The organism is Streptomyces sp. NPDC008079 (genome assembly GCF_042957385.1).
Lineage (GTDB): Bacteria > Actinomycetota > Actinomycetes > Streptomycetales > Streptomycetaceae > Actinacidiphila.
In genome coordinates this window covers 15925-37696 of record NZ_JBIBIC010000001.1, presented here as the reverse complement: position 1 = coordinate 37696, position 21772 = coordinate 15925, and the positions used below count along the sequence as shown (strand labels likewise).

Here is a 21772-nt window from a genome sequence, read left to right as displayed (position 1 = left end):
TAGGGTCGGAACCATGGCTACGAACGCTGATCCCGCTCCCGCCGCCGGTCGGACGGACCCGATGGCTGTCCTCGGCGCGCTGCCGGGCGTACCCGAATCGGTGGACGCCGTACGGCAGGCGGTGGACAAGGTCTACGGGCACCGAGTGATGCGGCGCCGCTCCACCGAGGTCACATCGGAGGCGGCGCTGCGCGGTGCCCGCGGGTCCGCGGCGCTGGCCGGCGCCGACTGGCCGCTGGAGGAGGTGCGCAGGCGCAGCGACTTCTCGGCCGACGAGCAGGCGCGCACGGTCGGCGCGGCGCTGCGGCTGACCGCCGAGGCCGGTCAACTGCTCAGTGTCTGGCGTCAGTCGCCCGTGCAGGCGCTCGCCCGGCTGCACCTGGTGGCGGCGGGCGGAGTGGCGGACGAGCCGACGGTCGGCCGCCCGCGGCGGGCAGGGGAGCCGGTGGACGAGCCGCTGGTCGAGATCGCCGAGATCCTGCTGCCCGACCCCGCCGAGGTCGCCGCCCGGCTGGACGGTCTGACCGGCCTGCTGCGGGCGGGCACCGACGCGCCCGCCCTGGTCGTCGGCGCGGTCGTGCACGGCGAATTGCTGTGCCTGCGGCCCTTCGGCTCCTTCAACGGGCCGGTCGCGCGGGCCGCCGAGCGGATCGTGCTGGTCGGCAGCGGTCTCGACCCGAAGTCGATCTGTCCGGCCGAAGTCGGTCACGCGGAGTTGGGCCGGGCCGGTTATCTCAAGGCGCTGGAGGGATACGCGTCCGGTACTCCGGAAGGCATGGTCCAGTGGATCAGCCATTGCGGGCGCGCGCTGGAACTCGGGGTCCGCGAAAGTGTCGCGGTGTGCGAAGCGCTTCAGCGGGGCGCCGCCTGAGCGGTCGACCGCCGGATGTGTGGTGGCTGAAAAGAGATGCGGCGGCACCGTGAGGTGCCGCCGCTGCCATGTCCGTCAAGTTACCAGTGCGTGCACGGTAATTGCCGATCAGGCCGGGATCTTCGCCCGTCACCTGGTGCGGCTGGCCCGATAAGCGGGTCGGCTCCGCGTGGGTGCCTGACTTCCATGCTCGGTCCGTGGGGCCTGGTGCTGTGAACTGCGGTCTTCCTCTCGGAACTCCGTGGTCTCGCGGGCCGCTACAACCTTTGTACCGCCGTGGGAGGCGCAGGGGAACCCCTCGCCCGACTTCTTTACTTTTGGGATCAATCAGGACATAAGGGCGGGCCGATGGCGTCGGGACGCCAGCCACACCAGCCCGGCCGTCGCAGCCGCCGCCCCCACGGCAGCCGCCGCGAGCACCGGCCGGGGCGGCATCGACAGCGACGGAATCCGCTGTCTCAGCCGCACGGGACGGCTGAAAGTCAGCACTGGCCAGTCACGTGAGACGGCCTCCTTGCGCAGCGCCCGGTCGGGATTGACCGCGTACGGATGACCGACCGACTCCAGCATCGGGATGTCGGTCACCGAATCGCTGTACGCGAAGGACCGCTCCAGGTCGTAGCCCTCCGACTTCGCCAGCTCGGCGATGGCGTCCGCTTTTGCGGGACCGTAGACGTAGTGCTCGATCTCCCCGTTGTACGCGCCGTCCTCCACGACCATCCGTGTGGCTACGACATGGTCGGCACCCAGCATCGCGCCGATCGGCTGGACCACCTCGGAGCCGGAGGCGCTGACGATCACCACGTCGCGGCCCGCGGCGTGGTGCTCCTCGATCAGCGAGGCCGCCTCGTCGTAGATGATCGGGTCGATCAGGTCATGCAGCGTCTCCGCCACGATCTCCCGCACCTGCTGGACATTCCAGCCCCGGCACAGCTCGGAGAGGTATTTGCGCATACCTTCCATCTGGTCGTGATCCGCGCCACCGACCAAGTACACGAACTGGGCATATGCGGTACGCAATACCGCACGTCTGTTGATGAGACCGCCCTGGTAGAAGGAGCGCCCGAAGGCGAGCGTGCTGGACTTGGCGATCACGGTCTTGTCGAGATCGAAGAACGCCGCGGTGCGCGGTGGCAGGTGGTTTTCCACGTGACGAGCATAGGCAACCACCATTCGGCGTAAGCTCGGGCGTGTGGGTTTGCCTGAGAAGGGCTTCGGGTACACCATGGAAGTCACGGATCGTTCGCGACCGTGCTAACCCGGTCTGGCTCCTCCCCCCCGAGTCGGACCGTGGGGACGACCCCCGCTCTCCCCCCCGGCGGGGGTCGTCGCATGTCCGGATGCCTTTTCCCGGTTCTCGCGACGTCCTTCCACTCGCATCCTCATGTCGTTCCCCCTCGCGTGCGGCACGGCTGTGATGCGTACGACGTGTGACGGTCCGTAATCGTTGCCAGCCGTCGGCGAACTCACCCGTGAGAGTGGCGGAGTTATCCACAATCGCTGAGTTGTCCACAGATTCCGACCAAGATCATCTCAATTCTCCCGTCTGCCCCAACCTGATCGCAGGCGATGCACACCGGTGCTCGCGTCAGAAGCGACGGGGGACAGGAAATGACGGGATCGACGACACCCGACCAGCGGCCGACCGCCATCGAAGGGCCGGCCGGCCCGCTGATTGTCACCGAGGACGAAACGCTCCTCGACGACCTGCTGCGGCTGTGCGCCGCGGCCGGTACGGAACCGGAGGTGGTCTTCACCGCGCCCCCGCGCGCGACGAGTTGGGACACAGCGCCCCTCGTCCTGGTCGGCGCCGAGGCCACCTCGCGGGTCCAGGACACCGTCCGCCGCAAGGGAGTTCTGGTCGTCGGGCGTGATCTGCACGACCACGACGTGTGGCGCAGAGCCGTCGCGATCGGCGCCGACCATGTCCTCTTCCTGCCCGACGCCGAGACCTGGCTGGTCGACCGCATCGCCGACATCGCCGAAGGCGTGAGCGAACCCGCCCTGACCGTAGGGGTGGTGGGCGGCCGGGGCGGCGCGGGCGCCAGCACGTTGGCCTGCGCGCTCGCCGTCACCGCGGCCGGTACGGGCAGGCGCACCATGCTCATCGACGGCGATCCGCTCGGCGGCGGCCTCGACATCCTGCTCGGCGCCGAGCGCGTCGGCGGCCTGCGCTGGCCCGACCTCGCCGACTCACGGGGCCGCGTCAACAGCGGGGCACTGGAGGAATCCCTGCCCAGGCTCGACGCGTTGAGCGTCCTGAGCTGGGACCGCGGCGACTCCGTGCTCATCCCGCCCCAGGCCATGCGGTCCGTGCTCGGCGCGGCCCGCCGCCGCGGCGGAGTCGTCGTGGTCGACCTGCCACGGCGCGTGGACGACGCGGTCGCCGAGACCCTCGCGCAGATCGACGTCGGACTCCTCGTCGTACCCGCAGAGTTGCGGGCGGTCGCCGCGGCCACCCGCGTCGCCGCGGCGGTCGGCATGGTCCTCAAGGACCTGCGCGTCGTCGCCCGCGGCCCCTTCGCCTCCGGCCTCGCCGACGACGAGATCGCCCGTCTCGTCGGCCTGCCGCTGGCGGGCCAACTCCCTCCGGAACCAGGCTTGTCGGACGCCCTGTCCGGCAGCGGACCACCGGGCTCCGCGAGCCGCGGCCCGCTCGCCCGCTTCTGCACCGCCTTCCTCGCCCAGGCCCAGCCCAGTGGCGGGAGCGTGACGGTATGAACGCCGAACTCCTCGACGCCGTACGGCTGCACCTCGCGGAACACGGCGGTGAACCCACCCCGGCACGCGTGGCCGCGGCGCTGCGCGCCCGCGGACGCCTGCTCGGCGACAGCGAAGTCCTCGACGTGCTCGCGGCACTGCGTTCCGAACTCGTCGGCGCGGGCCCGCTGGAGCCGCTGCTCGCCGACCCCGCCGTCACCGACATCCTCGTCAACGCACCCGACCAGGTGTGGATCGACCGCGGCAGCGGTCTCGAACGCGCCGCCGTCCGCTTCACCGACACCACCGCCGTGCGCAGGCTCGCCCAGCGCCTCGCGACCACCGCCGGCCGCCGCCTGGACGACGCCCACCCGTGGGTCGACGCCCGACTGCCCGACGGCACCCGGCTGCACGCCGTCCTGCCGCCGGTCGTGGTCGGCTCGCCGTGCCTGTCGCTGCGCGTGGTGCGGGCCCGCGCCTTCACCCTCGCCGAACTCGTCGCGGCCGGAACGCTCGACACCGAGACCGCCCGGCTGCTGCGCGCGGTCCTCGACGCCAGGCTGTCGTTCATGATCAGCGGCGGCACCGGGTCGGGCAAGACCACACTCCTGAGCTGCCTGCTCGGCCTCGTCGACCCCGCGGCCCGCATCGTCCTGGCCGAGGACTCCGCCGAGTTGCGCCCCGACCACCCGCACGTCGTCCGCCTGGAGACCCGCCCCGCCAACCAGGAGGGCGCGGGACACGTCACCCTGCGGGACCTCGTCCGCCAGGCGCTGCGCATGCGCCCCGACCGGCTCGTGGTCGGCGAGGTCCGCGGCGCCGAGGTCACCGACCTGCTGAGCGCGCTGAACACCGGCCACGAGGGCGGCTGCGGCACCGTCCACGCCAACGCCGCCGCCGACGTCCCGGCCCGCCTCGAAGCCCTCGGCTCCACCGCGGGCCTCGACCGGGCCGCCCTGCACAGCCAGTTGGCCGCCGCACTCGCCGTCGTCATCCACCTCGTCCGCGACAGCTCGGGCCTGCGCCGCCTCGCCGAGATCCACGTACTCAAACGGGGCTCCGACGGCCTGGTCGCCACCGTGCCCGCCCTGCTCCGCGACGCCTGCGGCCACCACGAACGCGGCCCCGGCTGGGACCGGTTGGCGGCACTGTGCTCGGCGGGTGCGTCATGAGCGCCCTGCTTTCTCAACCTGATGTCGTGCGGGCTGCCGCCCGGCGTGGTGTTTCTGTTGCTCGCGGGGCTTCGCTGGCGCGCCTCGAATCCCCCTGGCCTGGGCTGCGAGCTGCGGGTCGCGCATCGCTGGGCGGGTGCGTCATGAGCGCCCCGGTCTGTCCACCCTCGGTCGTGTGGGCTGCCGCCCGGCGCGCTGTTCTGGCGGGGGCGGGGGTTCGCTGGTGCCGCGGTCCGGGCCGTGAGCCGGGGATCGGACATCGCCGGGCAGGCGCGTCATGAGCGCGGCGACCTTTCAGCCCTCGGTCGTGTGGGCCGCTGCCCTCTGCGCTGCCTTGGCCCTCCTCGTGACGCGCTGGCGCACCTCCGATCCTCGCCGCCGGGCGCGCGATCTGCTCATCGGACCAGGACCTGAAGAGGTGGGGGAGGGCGAGCGGGGACCGGTCACCGGCGAGCAGCGGGCGAATCCGCTGGCACGGCTGAGGAAGGCGGGGGAGACGGCTCGCCGCGAGTGGACGATCCGGCTTGCGCGGTGGCGCGACGGACGGACGGCGAGCCGTCGTCGGGCGTGGGAGCCGCTGCGGATCGCCGCACGGTTCGCCGGTCGGCGCGGCCGGGTCGGGCCCGAGGCGGTGTGCCTGCCGGTGGGCGGTGGGCTGGGGCTGCTGACGGGATCGGTACTGCCGGTGGTCGCGGGCGCCGTGGCGGTGCCCCTGGTGGGGCGGGCGTTGCGACGGCGGGGCGAGCGGGCGGCGGCCGAGCGCCGGGCGGTCGCGGTGAGCGCGCTGTGCGGCACCGTGGCCGGAGACCTCAGGGCCGGACGGCCACCGCACTCGGCGCTGACCGACGCGGTCGAGTCGGCGGCTTGGCCCGCCTCGCCCGACCTCGCCGACGCGGCACGAATGGTGCTGTCGGCGGCCAGATTCGGCGGCGACGTGCCGCACGCGCTGCGGGAGGCGTCCCGGCTCGGCGCGGGGACGCACGGGCTCGCCGCGGTCGCCGCCTGCTGGCAGGTCGCGGTGGACGGCGGTGCCGGATTGGCCGCCGCGCTCGACCGGGTCGCCGCGGCGCTACGGGCGGACGCCGATCAGCGCGACGATCTGCGCGCCCAGTTGGCGGGTCCGAGGTCCACGTCGGTGCTGCTCGCGCTGCTGCCGCTGTTCGGCGTCGTGCTCGGCGCGGGCCTGGGCGCCGACCCCTCAAGAGTGCTGCTGCACACCCCGGCGGGACTGCTCTGCCTGGTCACGGGCGGCTGCCTGGAATGGGCGGGGCTCGCGTGGACGGCGCGGATCATCCGCGCGGCGGAGGGCGGACCGACGGCGGCCAGAACTCGGCCCCCCGGTCCTGCGAAGGGCGCTTCGACAGCCGCCGTTTCCGTGAGGGACGGTTCCTCGGGGGGCGGCTCTCCAGCGGCCGGTGGCGCGGTGCTCGATTCCGCGGCGGCCGGCCGGGGAAAGGCGGCGACCCCGGCGGGGTCGCGGGACCGGGGGCGGCCGTGAACGGCGGGAGTGTCCACAGCCTGGGGACAGCCCTCGTGGCGCTCGCGTTGGTGGCGGCTGCGGTGGCCGCCGTCGGCGGGGCGCTGGCCGAGGCGCGGAGGGAGAAAGCGGCGACGCGACGGCTGCGCGCGGCGCTGGGGACCGGGCGGTCGCGGAGGTCCCCCCGGCGGGCGCTCCGGCGGCTCAGGGGACCGCTGCGCGACTGGGGTCCGCCGGTCGCGGCCGGGCTGGGGGCCGCGACGTTGATCAGCGGGGTGCTGGGCGGCCTGGTGGGGGTCCTCACGGCCCTCGGGGTCAGGAGATCACTCCGGGGGCGGCAGAACGCCACAGAGAGCTCCGAGGCGGACGAGAAGCCCGATCCGTCGGAACTCCCGCTCTGCGCGGACCTGATGGCCGCCTGCCTCGCCGCCGGGGCGTCACCCGGAGAAGCGGCGGGCGCCGTGGGCCGGTCGTTGGCCGGGCCACTCGGGACCGCGCTGATACGAGTCAGGGCCGAGCTGCGGCTGGGCGGCGACCCGGCGGAGTGCTGGCAGCGGTTCGGACGCCTGCCCGCCGCCCGCGAGATGGGGCGCTGCCTGGCCCGCGCCTCCACGACGGGCAGCGCGCCGGTCGCGGAGATGTCCCGGCTGGCCGCGGACTACCGGGCCGCGTACGCCCGTTCGGCGCTCGCCAGGGCCCGGCGGGCCGCGGTGCACGCCACCGCGCCCCTGGGGGTCTGCTTCCTCCCGGCCTTCCTGTTGGTCGGCGTCGCCCCCGTGGTGATGGGCCTGGCGGGCACCGTCCTCGGCCGCACGGGCTGACACCCCCGCCCCAGACCGCCCGGGCTGACACCCCCGCCCCGGACTGCCTGCGCCCGACGCACCACCCGAAGCGAACGACTCGAACAGCCATGTCCACACGCACACCCACACGCACATCCACGACACCAGGAGATCCCGATGACGCATCAGACGATGGACCAGCACCTCGCCCGGACGGCCCAGCCGGCCGTGGCGAAATCGATCAACTCGATCAACTCGAAGAACGCGCCCAGTGCGAGGGCCTCGGCTCCGCCCGCGCTCCGGGTGCCGCCGGTGCCGCGCGCGGTTCGTCTGGCGCGGGCCGAGCGGCGGCGGTGGGTCGCCCGGATGCGGCGGAGGGCGGCGCGGTACAGGGACGTGAGTCGTACGGCGGCGGAGGCGGGGATGAGCACGGCCGAGTACGCGGTGGGGACGATCGCGGCGTGCGGGTTCGCGGCGGTGCTCTACAAGATCGTGACGAGCGGGCCGGTGCGCTCGGCGTTGACCGGCGTGATCGTGAAGGCACTCCATGTCCCGTTCTGAGCGGGGCCGCCCGCCGCGCGACCAGGGGTATGTGACGGCGGAGGCCGCCATGGTGATCCCGATGCTGGTGGCGCTCACCGCCGCCCTGATCTGGGGCCTGATGGCGGCTGCGGCGCAGGTGCGGTGCGTGGACGCGGCGCGGGCGGGGGCGCGTGCCGCGGCGCGCTCCGAAGCGCCGGGCGAGGTGCTGCGGGTGGCGCGGGAGGCCGCGCCGTCCGGAGCGCGGGTCGGCGTGGAGCGGTCGGGCGACCTGATCCGGGTCCGGGTCACCGTCCCGGCGCCGCGCTTCCCCGTCACCCTGCGGGCCGAGGCCGTCGCGCTCGCCGAGGACGCCGTGGGCGGGGGTGGGCAACCGTGAAGGCCCCCGCGCCCCGCGGGGACCGGGGCTCCGCCACCGTGTGGTCACTGGGGCTGATCGCCGTGCTGGGCGCGGTCTTCGCCGCCGTGCTCTTCATGGACGAGGCGGTCATCGCCCGGCACCGGGCGGGCGGCGCCGCGGACCTGGCGGCGCTCGCCGCGGCCGACCACGCGCTGGAGGGCCGTACGCGGGCCTGCGGGCTGGCGGCCGAGGTGGCGGCGGCGCAGGGCGCCCGGCTGGTGAGCTGCGTGGTGGCGGGCGAGATCTCCGACGTCACGGCGGAGGTCGACGGCGCCCGTGTGCGGTCCCGCGCGGGACCGTCACTCGACCCCGGTCCCGACCCCGGCCCGGCCACCGTCGGCGGCACCGGGCGCGGCCCCGGGACCGGTCTCGGCCCCGGACCCGGCCCTGTCCCCCGCCTCAGGACCGGCCCCGGCGCCGTCAGCGGCCTCGGCGGCGCCCGCCGTCAGCAGGCAGTCCAGGAGGCGGACGGCGGCGGCCTTGTCCAGGGGGTCGTTGCCGTTGCCGCACTTGGGGGACTGGACGCAGGAGGGGCAGCCGAATTCGCATTCGCAGGAGGCGATGGCCTCGCGGGTGGCGGTGAGCCAGGTGCGGGCGGTGTGGAAGGCGCGTTCGGCGAAGCCCGCGCCGCCGGGGTGGCCGTCGTAGACGAAGACGGTGGGCAGGCCGGTGTCGGCGTGCAGGGGTATGGAGACCCCGCCGATGTCCCATCGGTCGCAGGTCGCGAAGAGCGGGAGGAGACCGATCGCGGCGTGCTCGGCGGCGTGCAGGGCGCCGGGCAGCTCCTCGGGGTGGATCCGGGCGGCGTCCAGCTGCGCGTCCGTGACGGTCCACCACACGGCCCGGGTGCGCAGGGTGCGCGGGGGCAGGTCGAGCTTGGTCTCGCCGAGGATCTCACCGGTGATCAGCTTGCGGCGCAGGAAGGACACCACCTGGTGGGTCACCTCGACGGAGCCGAAGTGGATCCGCGCCTCGCCCCACGGCTCCTCCAGGTCGCCGCTGAGCACCCGGATGTCGGTGGTGTCGCGGGCCATCGTGGAGTAGGACGGGTCGGCGGGTTCGACCAGCGCCACGCCGTCCTCCAGGTCGAGCCGCTTGACCAGGTAGGTGCGGCCCTGGTGGAGGTGGACGGCGCCGTCGTGGACGGCGGTGTGCGCCGAGGAGGCGTCCACCGTGCCCAGCAGCCGTCCGGTCGCCGTCTCCACGACCTGCACGGGACTGCCGCCCTCGCCGCGGATGTCGGTGAGGTCCGCGGCCCGCTCCCGGCGGGTCCAGTACCAGCCGGAGGCGCGCCGGCGCAGCAGCCCGCGCTTCTCCAGCTGCGGCATCAGCGACGCCGCCTCGGGGCCGAACAGGACGAGGTCGTCGTCGGTGAGCGGCAGCTCGGCCGCGGCGGCGCACAGGTGCGGGGCCAGCACGTAGGGATTGTCCGGGTCCAGGACGGTGCTCTCGACGGGCTGCTCGAAGATCGCCTCGGGGTGGTGGACGAGATACGTGTCCAGCGGGTCGTCCCGGCCGACCATGATCGCCAGCGCGCCCTGCCCGGTCCGTCCGGCGCGGCCCGCCTGCTGCCACAGCGAGGCCCGCGTGCCCGGGTAGCCGGCCAGCAGGACCGCGTCGAGGCCGGAGATGTCCACGCCCAGTTCGAGGGCGGAGGTGGAGGCGAGGCCGAGCAGGCGGCCGGAGTGCAGGTCGCGTTCCAGGGCCCGGCGCTCGTCGGCGAGGTAGCCGCCGCGGTAGGCGGCGACCCGCCCGGGAAGCGAGGGGTCGATCTCGGCCAGGCGTTCCTGGGCGATCAGGGCGACCAGTTCCGCGCCGCGCCGGGAGCGGACGAAGGCCACGCTGCGCACGCCCTGGACGACCAGGTCGGTGAGGAGTTCCGCGGTCTCGGCGGTCGCGGTGCGGCGCACGGGAGCGCCGTGCTCGCCGGACAGCTCGGTCAGCGGCGGCTCCCACAGCGCGAAGGCCAGGCCGCCGCGCGGCGACGTGTCCTCGGTCACTTCGGCCACCGGCACCCCGGTGAGCCGGGAGGCGGCCCGCGCCGGGTCCGCGGCCGTCGCGGAGGCGAGCACGAACACCGGCTCGGCCCCGTACCGCGCGCAGACCCGGCGCAGGCGTCGCAGCACCTGGGCGACGTGCGAGCCGAAGACACCGCGGTAGGTGTGGCACTCGTCGATCACCACGTAGCGCAGCTGGCGCAGGAAGGAGGCCCAGCGGGCGTGGCCGGGCAGGATGCCGCGGTGCAGCATGTCGGGGTTGGTGAGCACGTAGGTGGCGTACTGCCGAACCCACTCGCGTTCCTCGACGGGGGTGTCGCCGTCGTAGACCGCGGGGCGGATCGCGGTGCCCAGGGGCGCGGCGAGGCGGGTGACGGCGCGGCGCTGGTCGGCGGCCAGGGCCTTGGTGGGGGACAGGTAGAGCGCGGTGGCGCCCCGGCCGTTCGGCGCCTCGGAGCCGTCCAGCAGGGCGCTGAGCACCGGTGCCAGATACGCCAGCGACTTCCCGGAGGCGGTTCCGGTGGCCACCACCACCGACTCGCCGCGCGCCGCGTGGCCCGCGGCCAGTGCCTGGTGCTCCCAGGGACGGTCGATCCCGGCCGCGCGGATCGCGTCCACGACCTCGCTTCTGATCGTGTCGGGCCAGGAGGCATGGCGGCCGACCCGCGGGGGCAGGTGCTCCGTATGGGTGATGCGCGCGGCTCGGTCTGCCCCCCTGGCGAGCCGCTCCAAAGCGGTTCGGGGGGACGGGCGGCCGTGCGCCGACTGCGGAAGATGATCCTGGGCCATCGGCACTCAGTGTGTCACCGGCGTGACGGACAATCGCAGTAAGGCGTCGTGCTCGCCCGCTGCGAAGTGATTGAATGCCATCGCGGCCGTCGATCCGTCCCCTACCTTCTGGTGGGGGCCCCAGGGGGGCGCCGCGTCGATGCAAGGTGCTGGAGGATCCGTGGACCTGTCCCTGTCGACCCGAACCGTCGGCGATCGTACGATCGTCGAAGTCGGCGGCGAGATTGATGTGTACACCGCGCCCAAGCTGCGGGAACAGCTTGTGGAGCTTGTGAACGACGGGAGTTACCACCTGGTCGTGGACATGGAGGGAGTGGACTTCCTCGACTCCACCGGCCTGGGTGTGCTCGTCGGCGGGCTGAAGCGGGTGCGTGCTCATGAAGGATCGCTGCGACTGGTGTGCAACCAGGAGCGCATCCTGAAGATTTTCCGTATCACCGGTCTGACCAAGGTGTTCCCGATTCACACCTCGGTCGACGAGGCTGTCGCGGCGACCGACTGACGATCGCCGTCGAGGGGTACCGGACGGGATCACCGTCCGGGCCCCCGTGATGCCCACCCAAAGGACCGAAGGGGAGGCCATGCCCACCGTAGAACTGCTCTTCAGCGCCCAGCCGGAGCATGTGCGAACAGCACGGCTCGTAGCGGCGGCGGTGGCGCGCCGGGCGGGGGTGGACGAGGCGGTTCTGGACGAAGTACGGCTCGCGGTGGGCGAGGCGTGCAGCCGCGCGGTGGGCCTGCACCGTGGCAACGGTGTGGAAGAACCGGTCCGGGTGATGCTGACCGAGGAGGAGAAGAAGTTCTCCATCGAGGTCGCCGACGAGGTTCCGGGCAACGCCTCGGGCTCCGCGTCCGACGCCGCGGGTGACGAGCTGAGCGACGAGGGCGAGATGGGCCTCGCCGTGATCAGTGGCCTGGTCGACGACGTCGAGGTCACCGAGACCGCCACCGGCGGTGTGATCCGCATGAGCTGGCCGATCGTCCCGCCCGTCTGACCGTAGCCTGTCCCGCCCGTCCGACCGTGGACCGGCGGCCCCTTGAGCGGCGCACCGGCTCGACCGGCGGACCCGCTCGACCGGCGCACTGGCTCGACCGGCGGCCCGGCCAGACCGGCACACCGTTCTGAGCGCGACGCGGCCCCCGGCCGCCCCTCAGATCATCTTTCTCGCCTGATCACAGGCGACACTCACTCCTGTTCACAGGCGAACGCCGCGTTCACGAATATCCTTTTTCGACGCGGCACCCTGTTTTGAAGTGCTGCGGCTCCCTACAATCCGTCCATCTTGCTCAGCTCGCCTGAGCGTTGCGGCTTGTCGAGCCGTGAAGCCGCACGCCCATGCGCCAAACGTCAAGGAGGACGAATGGCGGGGCCACTTACCCCTCACACGCTTGCCGCGACACCGGTACTGACCGACGGAAATCGTCTCCTCGTATGGATCATCGCCGTCGTCGCACTGGGCGCACTCGCGCTCGCCGCGGTGTTGGTACGTCAAGTGCTCGCAGCGGACGAGGGCACCGACAGCATGAAGAAAATCGCGGCTGCCGTGCAGGAAGGCGCCAACGCCTACCTCGCACGGCAGTTCCGTACTCTGGGAATTTTCGCCGTGGTGGCGTTCTTCCTGCTCATGCTGCTGCCCTCGGACACCACTTCGCAGCGGATCGGCCGGTCGATCTTCTTTCTCGTGGGCGCCGTGTTCTCCGCGGTCACCGGATATGTCGGAATGTGGCTGGCGGTCCGCAGCAATGTGCGGGTCGCCGCCGCGGCCAGATCGGCGACGCCGGCACCCGGCGAACCCCCGGCCGACCTGACCGACGTGTCGCACCGGGCGATGCGGATCGCGTTCAGGACCGGCGGCGTCGTCGGCATGTTCACCGTGGGCCTCGGCCTGCTCGGCGCGTCCGCCGTCGTCCTGATCTACAAGGCCGACGCGCCCAAGGTGCTCGAAGGATTCGGATTCGGCGCGGCGCTGCTGGCGATGTTCATGCGCGTCGGCGGCGGCATCTTCACCAAGGCGGCCGACGTCGGCGCCGACCTGGTCGGCAAGGTCGAGAAGGGCATCCCCGAGGACGACCCGCGCAACGCCGCGACCATCGCCGACAACGTCGGTGACAACGTCGGCGACTGCGCGGGCATGGCGGCCGACCTCTTCGAGTCGTACGCCGTCACCCTGGTCGCCGCGCTGATCCTCGGCAAGGTGACCTTCGGCGACTCCGGCCTCGCCTTCCCGCTGCTCATCCCGGCGATCGGCGTCCTCACCGCCATGGTCGGCATCTTCGCGGTCTCCCCCCGCCGCAGCGACCGCAGCGGCATGACGGCCATCAACCGCGGCTTCTTCATCTCCGCGGTCATCTCCCTGATCGGCGTCGCCATCGCCGTCTACACCTACCTGCCGTCCTCCTACGCCGACCTCAAGGGCGTCGACAGCGACATCTCCGGCCACGCAGGCGACCCGCGCACCCTGGCGATGGTCGCCGTCGCCATCGGCATCGTGCTGGCCGCGGTGATCCAGCAGCTCACCGGCTACTTCACCGAGACCACCAGGCGCCCGGTCCGCGACATCGGCAAGACCTCGCTGACCGGCCCCGCCACCGTCATCCTGTCCGGGATCTCACTCGGACTGGAGTCCGCGGTCTACTCGGCGGTGCTGATCGGCCTGTCCGTCTACGGCGCCTTCCTGCTCGGCGGGACCTCCGTCTGGCTCGCGCTGTTCGCGGTCGCGCTGGCGGGCACCGGCCTGCTGACCACCGTCGGCGTCATCGTCGCCATGGACACCTTCGGACCCGTCTCCGACAACGCGCAGGGCATCGCCGAGATGTCCGGCGACGTGCACGGCGAGGGCGCCCAGGTGCTCACCGACCTCGACGCCGTCGGCAACACCACCAAGGCCATCACCAAGGGCATCGCCATCGCCACCGCGGTACTGGCCGCCACCGCCCTGTTCGGCTCCTTCAAGGAGGCCATCGACACCGCCGTCGCCAAGGCCCATCCAGCGGCCTCCGACGCCCGCTGGCTGTCCCTGGACATCTCCCAGCCCAACAACCTGGTCGGGCTGCTGCTCGGCGCGGCCGTCGTCTTCCTCTTCTCCGGCCTCGCCATCAACGCCGTCTCCCGGTCCGCGGGTTCGGTGGTCTACGAGGTGCGCAGGCAGTTCCGCGAACACCCGGGGATCATGGACGGCACCGAACTGCCCGAGTACGGACGGGTGGTCGACATCTGCACCAAGGACGCGCTGCGCGAACTGGCCACCCCCGGCCTGCTCGCCGTCCTCGCGCCCGTGGCGGTCGGCTTCACCTTCGGCGTCGGCTCGCTCGCCTCGTACCTGGCGGGCGCGATCGGCGCGGGCACGCTGATGGCGGTGTTCCTGGCCAACTCCGGCGGCGCCTGGGACAACGCCAAGAAACTGGTCGAGGACGGCCACTACGGCGGCAAGGGCAGCGAGGCCCACGCCGCGACCGTCATCGGCGACACGGTCGGCGACCCGTTCAAGGACACCGCGGGCCCGGCCATCAACCCGCTGCTGAAGGTGATGAACCTGGTGGCGCTGCTGATCGCCCCCGCGGTGGTCAAGTTCAGCTACGGCGTGGACGCGAATCTCGGCGTACGCGTCACCGTCGCGGTGGTCTCGATCGCCGTCATCGTCATCGCGGTCTACATCTCCAAGCGGCGCGGCATCGCGATGGAGGGCGACGACGACGGCGACGGCGGGGACACCGGGACCCGCACCCCGGACACGGCCGCAGTGGCCTGATCCGACGCACCGTCAAGGGCCGGGCCCGTCAAGGGTTCCGGTCCGTCGAGGGCCCGGTGGGCGACCGTACGTGATCCGGTACGTGTGCGGTCGCCCACCGCACCTTAGTGCGAATGGCTTGAATGTCGGACGAATCACCTCACGGATTCACGGTGACCACCCGTCAGCCGTGTATGTTCCGGGGCCGTAAGGCCACGGAAGGGACCCATCCGGTGAAGGTGAACAAGAAGCTCCTGGCCGCGCTCTCCGGTGCGGTCATGCTGCTCGCGCTGTCGGGGTGCAGCGACGACTCCAACAAGAAGCTGGACAACTGGGCTAAGGGCGTCTGCGACCAGGCCGCGGCCCAGACCAAGAAGATCAACGACGCCAACACGGCGATCACCCAGGTGAACAGCAACGGCAAGCCCCAGGACGTCAAGTCCGCCGACTCCGCCGCCTTCCAGTCGATCTCCGAGGCGTACAAGTCGCTCGCCGACATCGTCAGCAAGGCCGGCGCCCCGCCGGTCAAGGACGGTGCGAAGATCCAGCAGGACGCGGTGAACGACCTCAACGGCCTGTCCACCCAGTACGGGACGCTCAAGAAGCAGGTCGACGGGCTCGACACCAGCGACCAGGCGAAGTTCGCGGACGGCCTCAAGGGCGTCTCCAACTCGCTGGGCAAGGTCAGCCAGAACGGCGAGCAGGCCCTCGACTCGCTCCGCCAGGGCGACGTCGGCAAGGCCATGGCCAAGCAGCCCGGCTGCAAGCAGGCGTCCGGCTCCTCCTCGGCCTCACCGTCGGCGTCGTAGGCCCCCGGCCCCCTCAGGCCCCGGCCCCGGGCCCCCGGCCCGTGGCCACCGGACCGCGCCCACGAAGGCCCCGCGCCCACGACCGCGCCCCCGTAGCACCCCCGCTGTCCGATACGCCACGGCCCGCCGCCCCGCACAAGGGGCGCCGGGCCGCGGCGATTCCGCGACAATGGCCGGTGTGAGTACGCCCCTCCTCCCCGCCGCCCGGAACGCCCCGTCCCTGCGCGACGACCTGCGCGCCGCAGCCTTCACCGCGGACGGCTGTCTCGACCTCCTCGGAGCCGCCGCCTACGCGGCCCTCTCCCGGGCCGAGACCGTCCCCGCCCTGCGCGCCACCCGTGGCGGCAGCCCCCTGGAGACCCTGGTCAGGCTCTTCCTCCTGCAACGCCCCGTGTCCTACGCGCGGGCCCGCGCCGCCCTGCCCCGGATCGACGACTACGCGACCGACGGCTGGCTGGCGCGCGACGGCGACGACGTACGCGCCACCGTGGACGTACGCCCGTACGCCGGTGAGGAGGGCGCGGACTGGTGGATCGTCTCCGACCTCGGCTGCGCGGTCGGCGGCGCGGGCGGTATCGGCACCGGGACCGGGACCGACGGGGAGAGCACGCCCGGCGTCGACCGGGCCGACCTGGTGCTCGGCGTCGGCGGCGCCTCCACGACGCTGGCCGGGCTGACCGTGCGCGAGCCGGTCGGCAGCGCCCTGGACCTCGGCACCGGCTCCGGCATCCAGGCGCTGCACGCCTCCCGGCACGCCACCCGCGTCACGGCGACCGACGTCAATCCGCGCGCCCTGCACTTCGCCCGGCTCACCCTCGCGCTGTCCGGCGCCCGCGAACCCGACCTGCGCGAGGGCAGCCTCTTCGAACCGGTCCGCGACGAGCGCTTCGACCTGATCGTGTCCAACCCGCCCTTCGTGATCTCCCCGAGCGGGCGCTTCACCTACCGGGACGGCGGTATGGCGGGCGACGACCTGTGCCGCACCCTGGTGCAGCAGTCGGCAGACCATCTCAACGACGGCGGCTACTGCCAGCTCCTCGCCAACTGGCAGCACACCGAGGGCCAGGACTGGCGCGAGCGCCTGGTCTCGTGGATCCCGCGCGGCTGCGACGCCTGGATCGTGCAGCGCGAGGTCCAGGACGTCACGCAGTACGCCGAGCTGTGGCTGCGTGACGGCGGCGACCACCGTACGGATCCGGCCACGTACGCCGCCCGCTACGACGCGTGGCTCGACGAGTTCGAGCAGCGCAAGGTGAACGGCGTCGGCTTCGGCTGGATCACGCTGCGCAAGTCCGGCGCGGACCAGCCCGTGATCACCGCGGAGGAGTGGCCGCACCCGGTGGAGCAGCCGCTCGGCCCGCACATCGCCGGGTGGTTCGACCGCCAGGACTTCCTGCGCACCCATGACGACGCGGCGCTGCTCAGCTCCCGTTTCGCGCTCGGCGACGGGGTGGTGCAGGAACAGGTGGGGCTGCCGGGCGCCGAGGACCCGGAGCACGTGGTGCTGCGCGCGGCCCGCGGTATGCGGCGCGCGACGAAGGTCGACACGGTGGGCGCGGGCTTCGCGGGCGTCTGCGACGGGACGCTGACCGCGGGGCGGATCGTGGACGCCATCGCGCAGCTGCTCGGCGAGGACCCGGTGGTGCTGCGCGACCGCACGCCGGAGTCGATCCGGCTGCTGGTGGAACAGGGGTTCCTCGACCCGGTGGAATGACGCGGCGGAGTGACGCGGGGAGTGGCCTGGCGAGCGGCCCGGGGACGCCACGGAGAAGGGGCCCGGCGGACTGACGCGCGGTGGAGCGGACGACGCGTCAGAACACGTTGCGGACAACCGTCCACGTCACGGCCACGCACAGCACGGCCAGTGACACCCGCGGGCTCACCACCAGCCGTCGGCGACGGCCGCGCAGCCCCTCGACCATCCAGCGCCCGCACAGCCACAGCGCCAGGGGCGCGGCCAGCAGCAGGACGGCGTTGTCGTGGAAGGCGCGCCCCACGTCGCCGTGCATCAGGTCGTACACCATGCGCGTACCGCCGCAGGCCGGGCAGAGCAGCCCGGTCGCCCAGTTGAACGGGCAGCGCGGCAGCCAGTGGCCCGGCTGGTGCGGGTCGGTGCCGTAGAGATAGACGGCGCCCGCCACCCCGGCGGCGAGCGTCGCCAGGGGAGCGGTGGCCGGGTGGCCGAGAACCGCCGACGGGCGGCGCGCCCCCGGGGAGACCGGGGGAGCGCCGACCTGTGGCCGACGGACTCCGTCAGCCACGCAGCACCCGGCCCTGCGCGTCGGTCGGGTTGTCCCCGGCCAGCAGCATGATGCCGTCGATCAGCGCCCAGATGCCGCAGCCGCCGCACGTGAAGAGCTGCCCCAGCGCCATGCCGGTGTGCCCGGTGTAGAAACGGCCCACGCCGAAGCTGCCGAGGAAGAGCTGAAGCACTCCCGCGACCACCTTGGACTTGTCCGAGTACGGCCGCCCGTAGGGGTCGTAGCCGTACGGCGCGGACGGGTCCGCGGCGTACGCGGCACCGGGCGGCGCGTACCCGCCGCCTTGCGGCGGGTAGCCGTAACCGGGTGCCTGGCCGCCGCCCTGGGGCGGGTAGCCGTAACCGGGAGCCTGGCCCCCGGGCTGCTGCGGGTATCCGTATCCGGGCTGGCCCCCGGGCTGCTGCTCCCCGTACGGATTGTCGCCCTGCGGCTTGTCACCGTACGGATTCTGGCCGTACGGATTCTGGTCGGACATGCCCCGTCCCCCTGTGCTGAACGTCGTTGAACGTCTTGTTGTGTACCGGTCGTTGCCGGACATCTTTGCAGGACGGCCCCCGCCGCGTCCCACCCCCTGGGAGCGGAGACCTGTGTTCACCCGTGGTTCGCGTGCCGGACGCCCTGGCGTGGCAGCGTCCGGGAGCACACACCTGGACAGGACGAGACGGGACGAGGGGACGCATGGAGCGGGTGCCCGCACTCTTCGCCGGAACGGTCTTCGCCGTCTTCGGGGCCGCGCTCCTGCTCTGGACGGCCGCCCGGCTGCGCGCCCGGCAGCCCGTGACGGCCGCGGGATCCACCGCCGCAACTGTCATGTCCATTTTCTTCGGCGCGGTCGCGCTCCTCACCGGCGTCTGGTGTCTCACACAGGTCTGACCGCCACCGCCCTTCCCCGACCCTCCTGACGTGCGTGAAATCACGCACGCGCCCCCGGGAACGCGCCCCCGCGCCCCTCCGGGAAACCGACCGGAGCGGCCGTCCATGCGGCAGACAGACCGGTTGTCGGGTTACCGTTCCAGTGGCGTTGTGGACTTTTCCCGTTTGACACGGGACAGGGAGGTACGGTCACACTCCGCAGCGACACACCTTCGACCGGGAGAGAAGAGCGACGTTGTCCCCGACCCGCGAGACCGCACACAGCGGCCAGCGACTCGTCATTGTCGAGTCGCCTGCCAAGGCGAAAACGATCAAGGGATATCTGGGCCCTGGATACGTCGTCGAGGCCAGCGTCGGGCACATCCGCGACCTCCCCAACGGGGCCGCCGAAGTGCCGGCGGAGTTCAAGGGCCAGCCCTGGGCGCGGCTCGGCGTCAATGTGGACAGTGATTTCCAACCCATCTATGTGGTCAATGCCGATAAAAAGGCACAGGTCAAGAAGCTCAAGGACCTCCTCAAGGACTCCACTGAACTCTTCCTCGCCACCGATGAGGACCGCGAGGGCGAGGCCATCGCCTGGCATTTGCAGGAAATCCTCAAGCCCAAGGTGCCCGTTCACCGGATGGTGTTCCACGAGATCACCAAGGACGCCATCCAGGAGGCCGTCCGCAATCCGCGCGAGCTGAACCAGCGCCTGGTCGACGCCCAGGAGACCCGCCGCATCCTCGACCGGCTGTACGGCTACGAGGTCTCGCCGGTGCTCTGGAAGAAGGTCATGCCGCGGCTGTCGGCCGGCCGCGTGCAGTCCGTCGCCACCCGGCTCGTCGTCGAGCGCGAACGCGAGCGGATGGCGTTCCGTACCGCCGACTACTGGGACCTGACCGGCACCTTCGCCACCGGCCGCACCGGTGACGCCTCCGACCCCTCCACGCTCGTCGCCCGGCTCACCACCGTCGACGGCCGCCGGGTCGCGCAGGGCCGGGACTTCGACGCGGCCACCGGCCAGCTCAAGTCCGGCTCGCAGGTGCTCCAGCTCGACGAGAGCGCCGCCCGCGACCTGGCCGCCGCGCTCGCCGACACCCAGTTCGCCGTACGCAGCGTCGAGTCCAAGCCGTACCGCCGCTCGCCGTACGCCCCCTTCCGCACCACCACCCTCCAGCAGGAGGCGTCGCGCAAGCTGGGCTTCGGCGCGAAGGCCACCATGCAGGTCGCGCAGAAGCTGTACGAGAACGGCTTCATCACCTACATGCGTACGGACTCCACCACGCTCTCGGAGACCGCCGTCCGCGCCGCCCGCGCCCAGGTCACGCAGCTCTACGGGGCGGACTACCTGCCGGACAAGCCGCGCGTCTACGCGGGCAAGGTCAAGAACGCGCAGGAGGCGCACGAGGCGATCCGCCCCTCGGGCGACCGCTTCCGCACCCCGGCCGAGACCCGTCTGACCGGCGACCAGTTCCGGCTCTACGAGCTGATCTGGATGCGTACGGTCGCGTCCCAGATGAAGGACGCGGTCGGCCAGTCCGTCACCGTCAAGGTCGGCGGCGCCTCCGCCGACGGCCGCGACGCCGAGTTCAGCGCCTCCGGCAAGATCATCACCTTCCACGGCTTCCTGAAGGCGTACGTCGAAGGCGCCGACGACCCCAACGCCGAGCTGGACGACCGCGAGCGCAGGCTGCCGCAGGTCACCGAGGGCGACGCGCTGAGCGCCGAGGAGATCACCGCCGACGGCCACTCGACCAAGCCGCCCGCCCGTTACACCGAGGCGTCGCTGGTCAAGGAGCTGGAGGAGCGGGAGATCGGCCGCCCGTCGACGTACGCCACGATCCTGGGCACGATCCTCGACCGCGGCTACGTCTTCAAGAAGGGCACCGCGCTCGTCCCGACCTTCCTCTCCTTCGCGGTCGTCAACCTGCTGGAGAAGCACTTCGGCCGTCTGGTCGACTACGACTTCACCGCCTCCATGGAGGACGACCTCGACCGCATCGCCCGCGGCGAGGCCCAGGCCGTGCCGTGGCTGCGCCGCTTCTACTTCGGCTCCGACGACGGCAGCGCCACCGTCGGCTCCGCCGCCGACGCGGGCAACGGGGACGGCGACCACCTCGGCGGCCTCAAGGAACTCGTCGAGGACCTGGGCGCGATCGACGCCCGGGAGATCTCCTCCTTCCCGATCGGCGACGGCATCATGCTGCGCGTCGGCCGCTACGGCCCCTACATCGAGAAGGGCGAGCGCGGCGAGGACGACCACCGCCGCGCCGACGTACCCGAGGACCTGCCGCCGGACGAGCTGTCCGTCGAGTACGCCGAGGAGCTGTTCGCCAAGCCCAGCGGCGACTTCGCGCTCGGCGACGACCCGGCGACCGGCCGCCCGATCATCGCCAAGGACGGGCGCTACGGTCCCTACGTCACCGAAGTCCTGCCCGAGGACACCCCGAAGACGGGGAAGAACGCGGTCAAGCCGCGTACCGCCTCGCTCTTCAAGTCGATGTCCATCGACACCGTCACCCTTGAGGACGCCCTCAAGCTGATGTCCCTGCCGCGCGTCGTCGGCAAGGACGCCGAGGGCGTCGAGATCACCGCGCAGAACGGGCGCTACGGGCCCTACCTGAAGAAGGGCACCGACTCGCGCTCGCTCGAGACCGAGGACCAGCTTTTCTCGATCACCCTCGACGAAGCGCTCGCCATCTACGCCCAGCCCAAGCAGCGCGGTCGCGCCGCCGCCAAGCCGCCGCTCAAGGAACTGGGCACCGACCCGGTCAGCGAGCGTCCCGTCGTCGTCAAGGACGGCCGCTTCGGTCCCTACGTCACCGACGGCGAGACCAACGCGACGCTGCGCCGCGACGACGAGGTGGAGTCGATCACGCCCGAGCGCGGGTACGAACTCCTCGCGGAGAAGCGGGCGAAGGGGCCCGTGAAGAAGAAGACCGCCGCCAAGAAGGCACCGGCCAAGAAGGCTCCCGCCAAGAAGACGGCGGCTTCCGGCACCGCGAAGAAGACTGCCGCGAAGAAGGCGCCGGCCAAGAAGGCGGCTGCCTCCGCGGCGGCGAAGAAGTCGACGGCCTCAGCCGACTAGGGCGTGTCCGGCACACCGGGCCGGTGGGCGGGCGACGACAGCGCCTGCCCCACCGGGCCGGCGGTGAACCGCGCGCCGGTCATGGGCCGGTCGCGCGGTTTCCCGCGCCCCTGAGGAGCTGGCCATGCGTCAGCGCGCCGTACCTTCCGCCTCTCCTGCCTCCCCTTCCTCCCCCTTGAAGGGCCTGCGGAAGGGCCCCTCGAAGGGCGGTCTTCGCCCAGGTGAGTGCGCTTCCCCGCCCTCCTTGAGGGGTGGTCCGCCCGGGAGTGGGACCGGCTCCGTGTAGGGCGTCGTAAGGCGGAT

General features: G+C 72.3%; 18 protein-coding genes and 1 pseudogene. 15 read left to right on the top strand and 4 right to left on the bottom strand.

Annotation, left to right across the window (positions count from 1 at the left end):
- Positions 1-13: 13 nt before the first annotated feature.
- Entirely contained in the window at positions 14-871 is an 858-nt protein-coding gene (locus tag ACFZAM_RS00130) for an oxidoreductase (RefSeq protein ID WP_391041533.1), read from the top strand.
- A gap of 327 nt (positions 872-1198) precedes the next feature.
- On the opposite strand, the gene ACFZAM_RS00125 is transcribed toward ACFZAM_RS00130, so the two are convergent.
- Positions 1199-2044 (bottom strand): HAD-IB family hydrolase, encoded by an 846-nt coding sequence (locus ACFZAM_RS00125; RefSeq protein ID WP_391041531.1) that lies wholly within the window; start codon positions 2042-2044, stop codon positions 1199-1201.
- 438 nt (positions 2045-2482) lie between these two features.
- Here ACFZAM_RS00125 and ssd point away from each other — a divergent pair, with 438 nt between their 5' ends.
- The 7 genes and pseudogenes from ssd to ACFZAM_RS00090 form a co-directional block, all read left to right on the top strand.
- Positions 2483-3592, top strand: a complete 1110-nt coding sequence (gene ssd, locus ACFZAM_RS00120) for a septum site-determining protein Ssd (protein ID WP_391041529.1) — start codon at positions 2483-2485, stop codon at positions 3590-3592.
- The gene (locus ACFZAM_RS00115; RefSeq protein ID WP_391041527.1) at positions 3589-4743 is read left to right on the top strand and encodes a TadA family conjugal transfer-associated ATPase; all 1155 of its coding nucleotides are present in this window, start codon (positions 3589-3591) and stop codon (positions 4741-4743) included. The genes ssd and ACFZAM_RS00115 overlap by 4 nt, the downstream gene beginning before the upstream one ends.
- Positions 4744-5077: 334 nt before the next feature.
- Complete coding sequence (locus tag ACFZAM_RS00110; protein ID WP_391041525.1) at positions 5078-6241, top strand: type II secretion system F family protein; 1164 nt, start codon at positions 5078-5080, stop codon at positions 6239-6241.
- A gap of 35 nt (positions 6242-6276) precedes the next feature.
- Positions 6277-7041 carry a type II secretion system F family protein gene (locus ACFZAM_RS00105; RefSeq protein WP_391041523.1) on the top strand — a complete coding sequence of 255 codons (765 nt, stop codon included), beginning with the start codon at positions 6277-6279 and terminating at the stop codon, positions 7039-7041.
- 138 nt (positions 7042-7179) lie between these two features.
- Positions 7180-7563, top strand: coding sequence for a DUF4244 domain-containing protein (locus ACFZAM_RS00100; protein ID WP_391041521.1), 384 nt, complete (start codon positions 7180-7182; stop codon positions 7561-7563).
- Positions 7550-7921 carry a TadE family type IV pilus minor pilin gene (locus ACFZAM_RS00095; protein WP_355346137.1) on the top strand — a complete coding sequence of 124 codons (372 nt, stop codon included), beginning with the start codon at positions 7550-7552 and terminating at the stop codon, positions 7919-7921. Before ACFZAM_RS00100 ends, ACFZAM_RS00095 begins: the two co-directional genes overlap by 14 nt.
- A pseudogene (locus ACFZAM_RS00090) lies at positions 7918-8169 on the top strand (Rv3654c family TadE-like protein); the annotation flags it as partial. The gene ACFZAM_RS00095 and the pseudogene ACFZAM_RS00090, both read left to right, overlap by 4 nt.
- 72 nt (positions 8170-8241) lie before the next feature.
- Here the strand turns inward: ACFZAM_RS00090 and ACFZAM_RS00085 are convergent.
- The gene (locus ACFZAM_RS00085) at positions 8242-10728 is read right to left on the bottom strand and encodes a DEAD/DEAH box helicase (protein WP_391041519.1); all 2487 of its coding nucleotides are present in this window, start codon (positions 10726-10728) and stop codon (positions 8242-8244) included.
- A 160-nt stretch (positions 10729-10888) separates the two neighbouring features.
- Between ACFZAM_RS00085 and bldG the strand changes: the two genes are divergently transcribed.
- From bldG to ACFZAM_RS00060, 5 genes are all read left to right on the top strand, one after another.
- Positions 10889-11230 (top strand): anti-sigma factor antagonist BldG, encoded by a 342-nt coding sequence (gene bldG / locus ACFZAM_RS00080; protein ID WP_031520166.1) that lies wholly within the window; start codon positions 10889-10891, stop codon positions 11228-11230.
- A 79-nt stretch (positions 11231-11309) separates the two neighbouring features.
- Entirely contained in the window at positions 11310-11723 is a 414-nt protein-coding gene (locus ACFZAM_RS00075) for an ATP-binding protein (RefSeq protein ID WP_355346130.1), read from the top strand.
- A gap of 366 nt (positions 11724-12089) precedes the next feature.
- Complete coding sequence (locus tag ACFZAM_RS00070; RefSeq protein ID WP_355346127.1) at positions 12090-14477, top strand: sodium-translocating pyrophosphatase; 2388 nt, start codon at positions 12090-12092, stop codon at positions 14475-14477.
- A gap of 212 nt (positions 14478-14689) precedes the next feature.
- The gene (locus ACFZAM_RS00065) at positions 14690-15265 is read left to right on the top strand and encodes a small secreted protein (RefSeq protein WP_355346124.1); all 576 of its coding nucleotides are present in this window, start codon (positions 14690-14692) and stop codon (positions 15263-15265) included.
- 169 nt (positions 15266-15434) lie between these two features.
- A complete protein-coding gene (locus ACFZAM_RS00060) occupies positions 15435-16979 on the top strand; it encodes a methyltransferase (protein WP_391041515.1) in 1545 nt (514 codons plus the stop codon).
- A 97-nt stretch (positions 16980-17076) separates the two neighbouring features.
- On the opposite strand, the gene ACFZAM_RS00055 is transcribed toward ACFZAM_RS00060, so the two are convergent.
- Both ACFZAM_RS00055 and ACFZAM_RS00050 read right to left on the bottom strand, forming a co-directional pair.
- Positions 17077-17526 carry a DUF2752 domain-containing protein gene (locus tag ACFZAM_RS00055; protein ID WP_391041513.1) on the bottom strand — a complete coding sequence of 150 codons (450 nt, stop codon included), beginning with the start codon at positions 17524-17526 and terminating at the stop codon, positions 17077-17079.
- Complete coding sequence (locus tag ACFZAM_RS00050) at positions 17519-18001, bottom strand: TM2 domain-containing protein (RefSeq protein ID WP_355346118.1); 483 nt, start codon at positions 17999-18001, stop codon at positions 17519-17521. The genes ACFZAM_RS00055 and ACFZAM_RS00050 overlap by 8 nt, the downstream gene beginning before the upstream one ends.
- A gap of 203 nt (positions 18002-18204) precedes the next feature.
- On the opposite strand from ACFZAM_RS00050, the gene ACFZAM_RS00045 reads away from it, so the two are divergent.
- Positions 18205-18399, top strand: a complete 195-nt coding sequence (locus tag ACFZAM_RS00045; RefSeq protein ID WP_355346115.1) for a hypothetical protein — start codon at positions 18205-18207, stop codon at positions 18397-18399.
- 235 nt (positions 18400-18634) lie between these two features.
- The gene (gene topA, locus ACFZAM_RS00040) at positions 18635-21469 is read left to right on the top strand and encodes a type I DNA topoisomerase (RefSeq protein WP_391041510.1); all 2835 of its coding nucleotides are present in this window, start codon (positions 18635-18637) and stop codon (positions 21467-21469) included.
- Positions 21470-21772 lie beyond the last annotated feature (303 nt).

Bases quoted from the DNA above. Each gene is read 5' to 3' on its own strand.
- ACFZAM_RS00085 (WP_391041519.1), bottom strand. From the start codon at position 10,728: ATGGCCCAGGATCATCTTCCGCAGTCGGCGCACGGCCGCCCGTCCCCC.
- ssd (WP_391041529.1), top strand. From the start codon at position 2,483: ATGACGGGATCGACGACACCCGACCAGCGGCCGACCGCCATCGAAGGG.
- ACFZAM_RS00115 (WP_391041527.1), top strand. From the start codon at position 3,589: ATGAACGCCGAACTCCTCGACGCCGTACGGCTGCACCTCGCGGAACAC.
- ACFZAM_RS00100 (WP_391041521.1), top strand. From the start codon at position 7,180: ATGACGCATCAGACGATGGACCAGCACCTCGCCCGGACGGCCCAGCCG.
- ACFZAM_RS00070 (WP_355346127.1), top strand. From the start codon at position 12,090: ATGGCGGGGCCACTTACCCCTCACACGCTTGCCGCGACACCGGTACTG.
- ACFZAM_RS00125 (WP_391041531.1), bottom strand. From the start codon at position 2,044: ATGGTGGTTGCCTATGCTCGTCACGTGGAAAACCACCTGCCACCGCGC.
- ACFZAM_RS00060 (WP_391041515.1), top strand. From the start codon at position 15,435: ATGGCCGGTGTGAGTACGCCCCTCCTCCCCGCCGCCCGGAACGCCCCG.
- ACFZAM_RS00130 (WP_391041533.1), top strand. From the start codon at position 14: ATGGCTACGAACGCTGATCCCGCTCCCGCCGCCGGTCGGACGGACCCG.
- ACFZAM_RS00075 (WP_355346130.1), top strand. From the start codon at position 11,310: ATGCCCACCGTAGAACTGCTCTTCAGCGCCCAGCCGGAGCATGTGCGA.
- ACFZAM_RS00050 (WP_355346118.1), bottom strand. From the start codon at position 18,001: ATGTCCGACCAGAATCCGTACGGCCAGAATCCGTACGGTGACAAGCCG.
- ACFZAM_RS00095 (WP_355346137.1), top strand. From the start codon at position 7,550: ATGTCCCGTTCTGAGCGGGGCCGCCCGCCGCGCGACCAGGGGTATGTG.
- ACFZAM_RS00045 (WP_355346115.1), top strand. From the start codon at position 18,205: ATGGAGCGGGTGCCCGCACTCTTCGCCGGAACGGTCTTCGCCGTCTTC.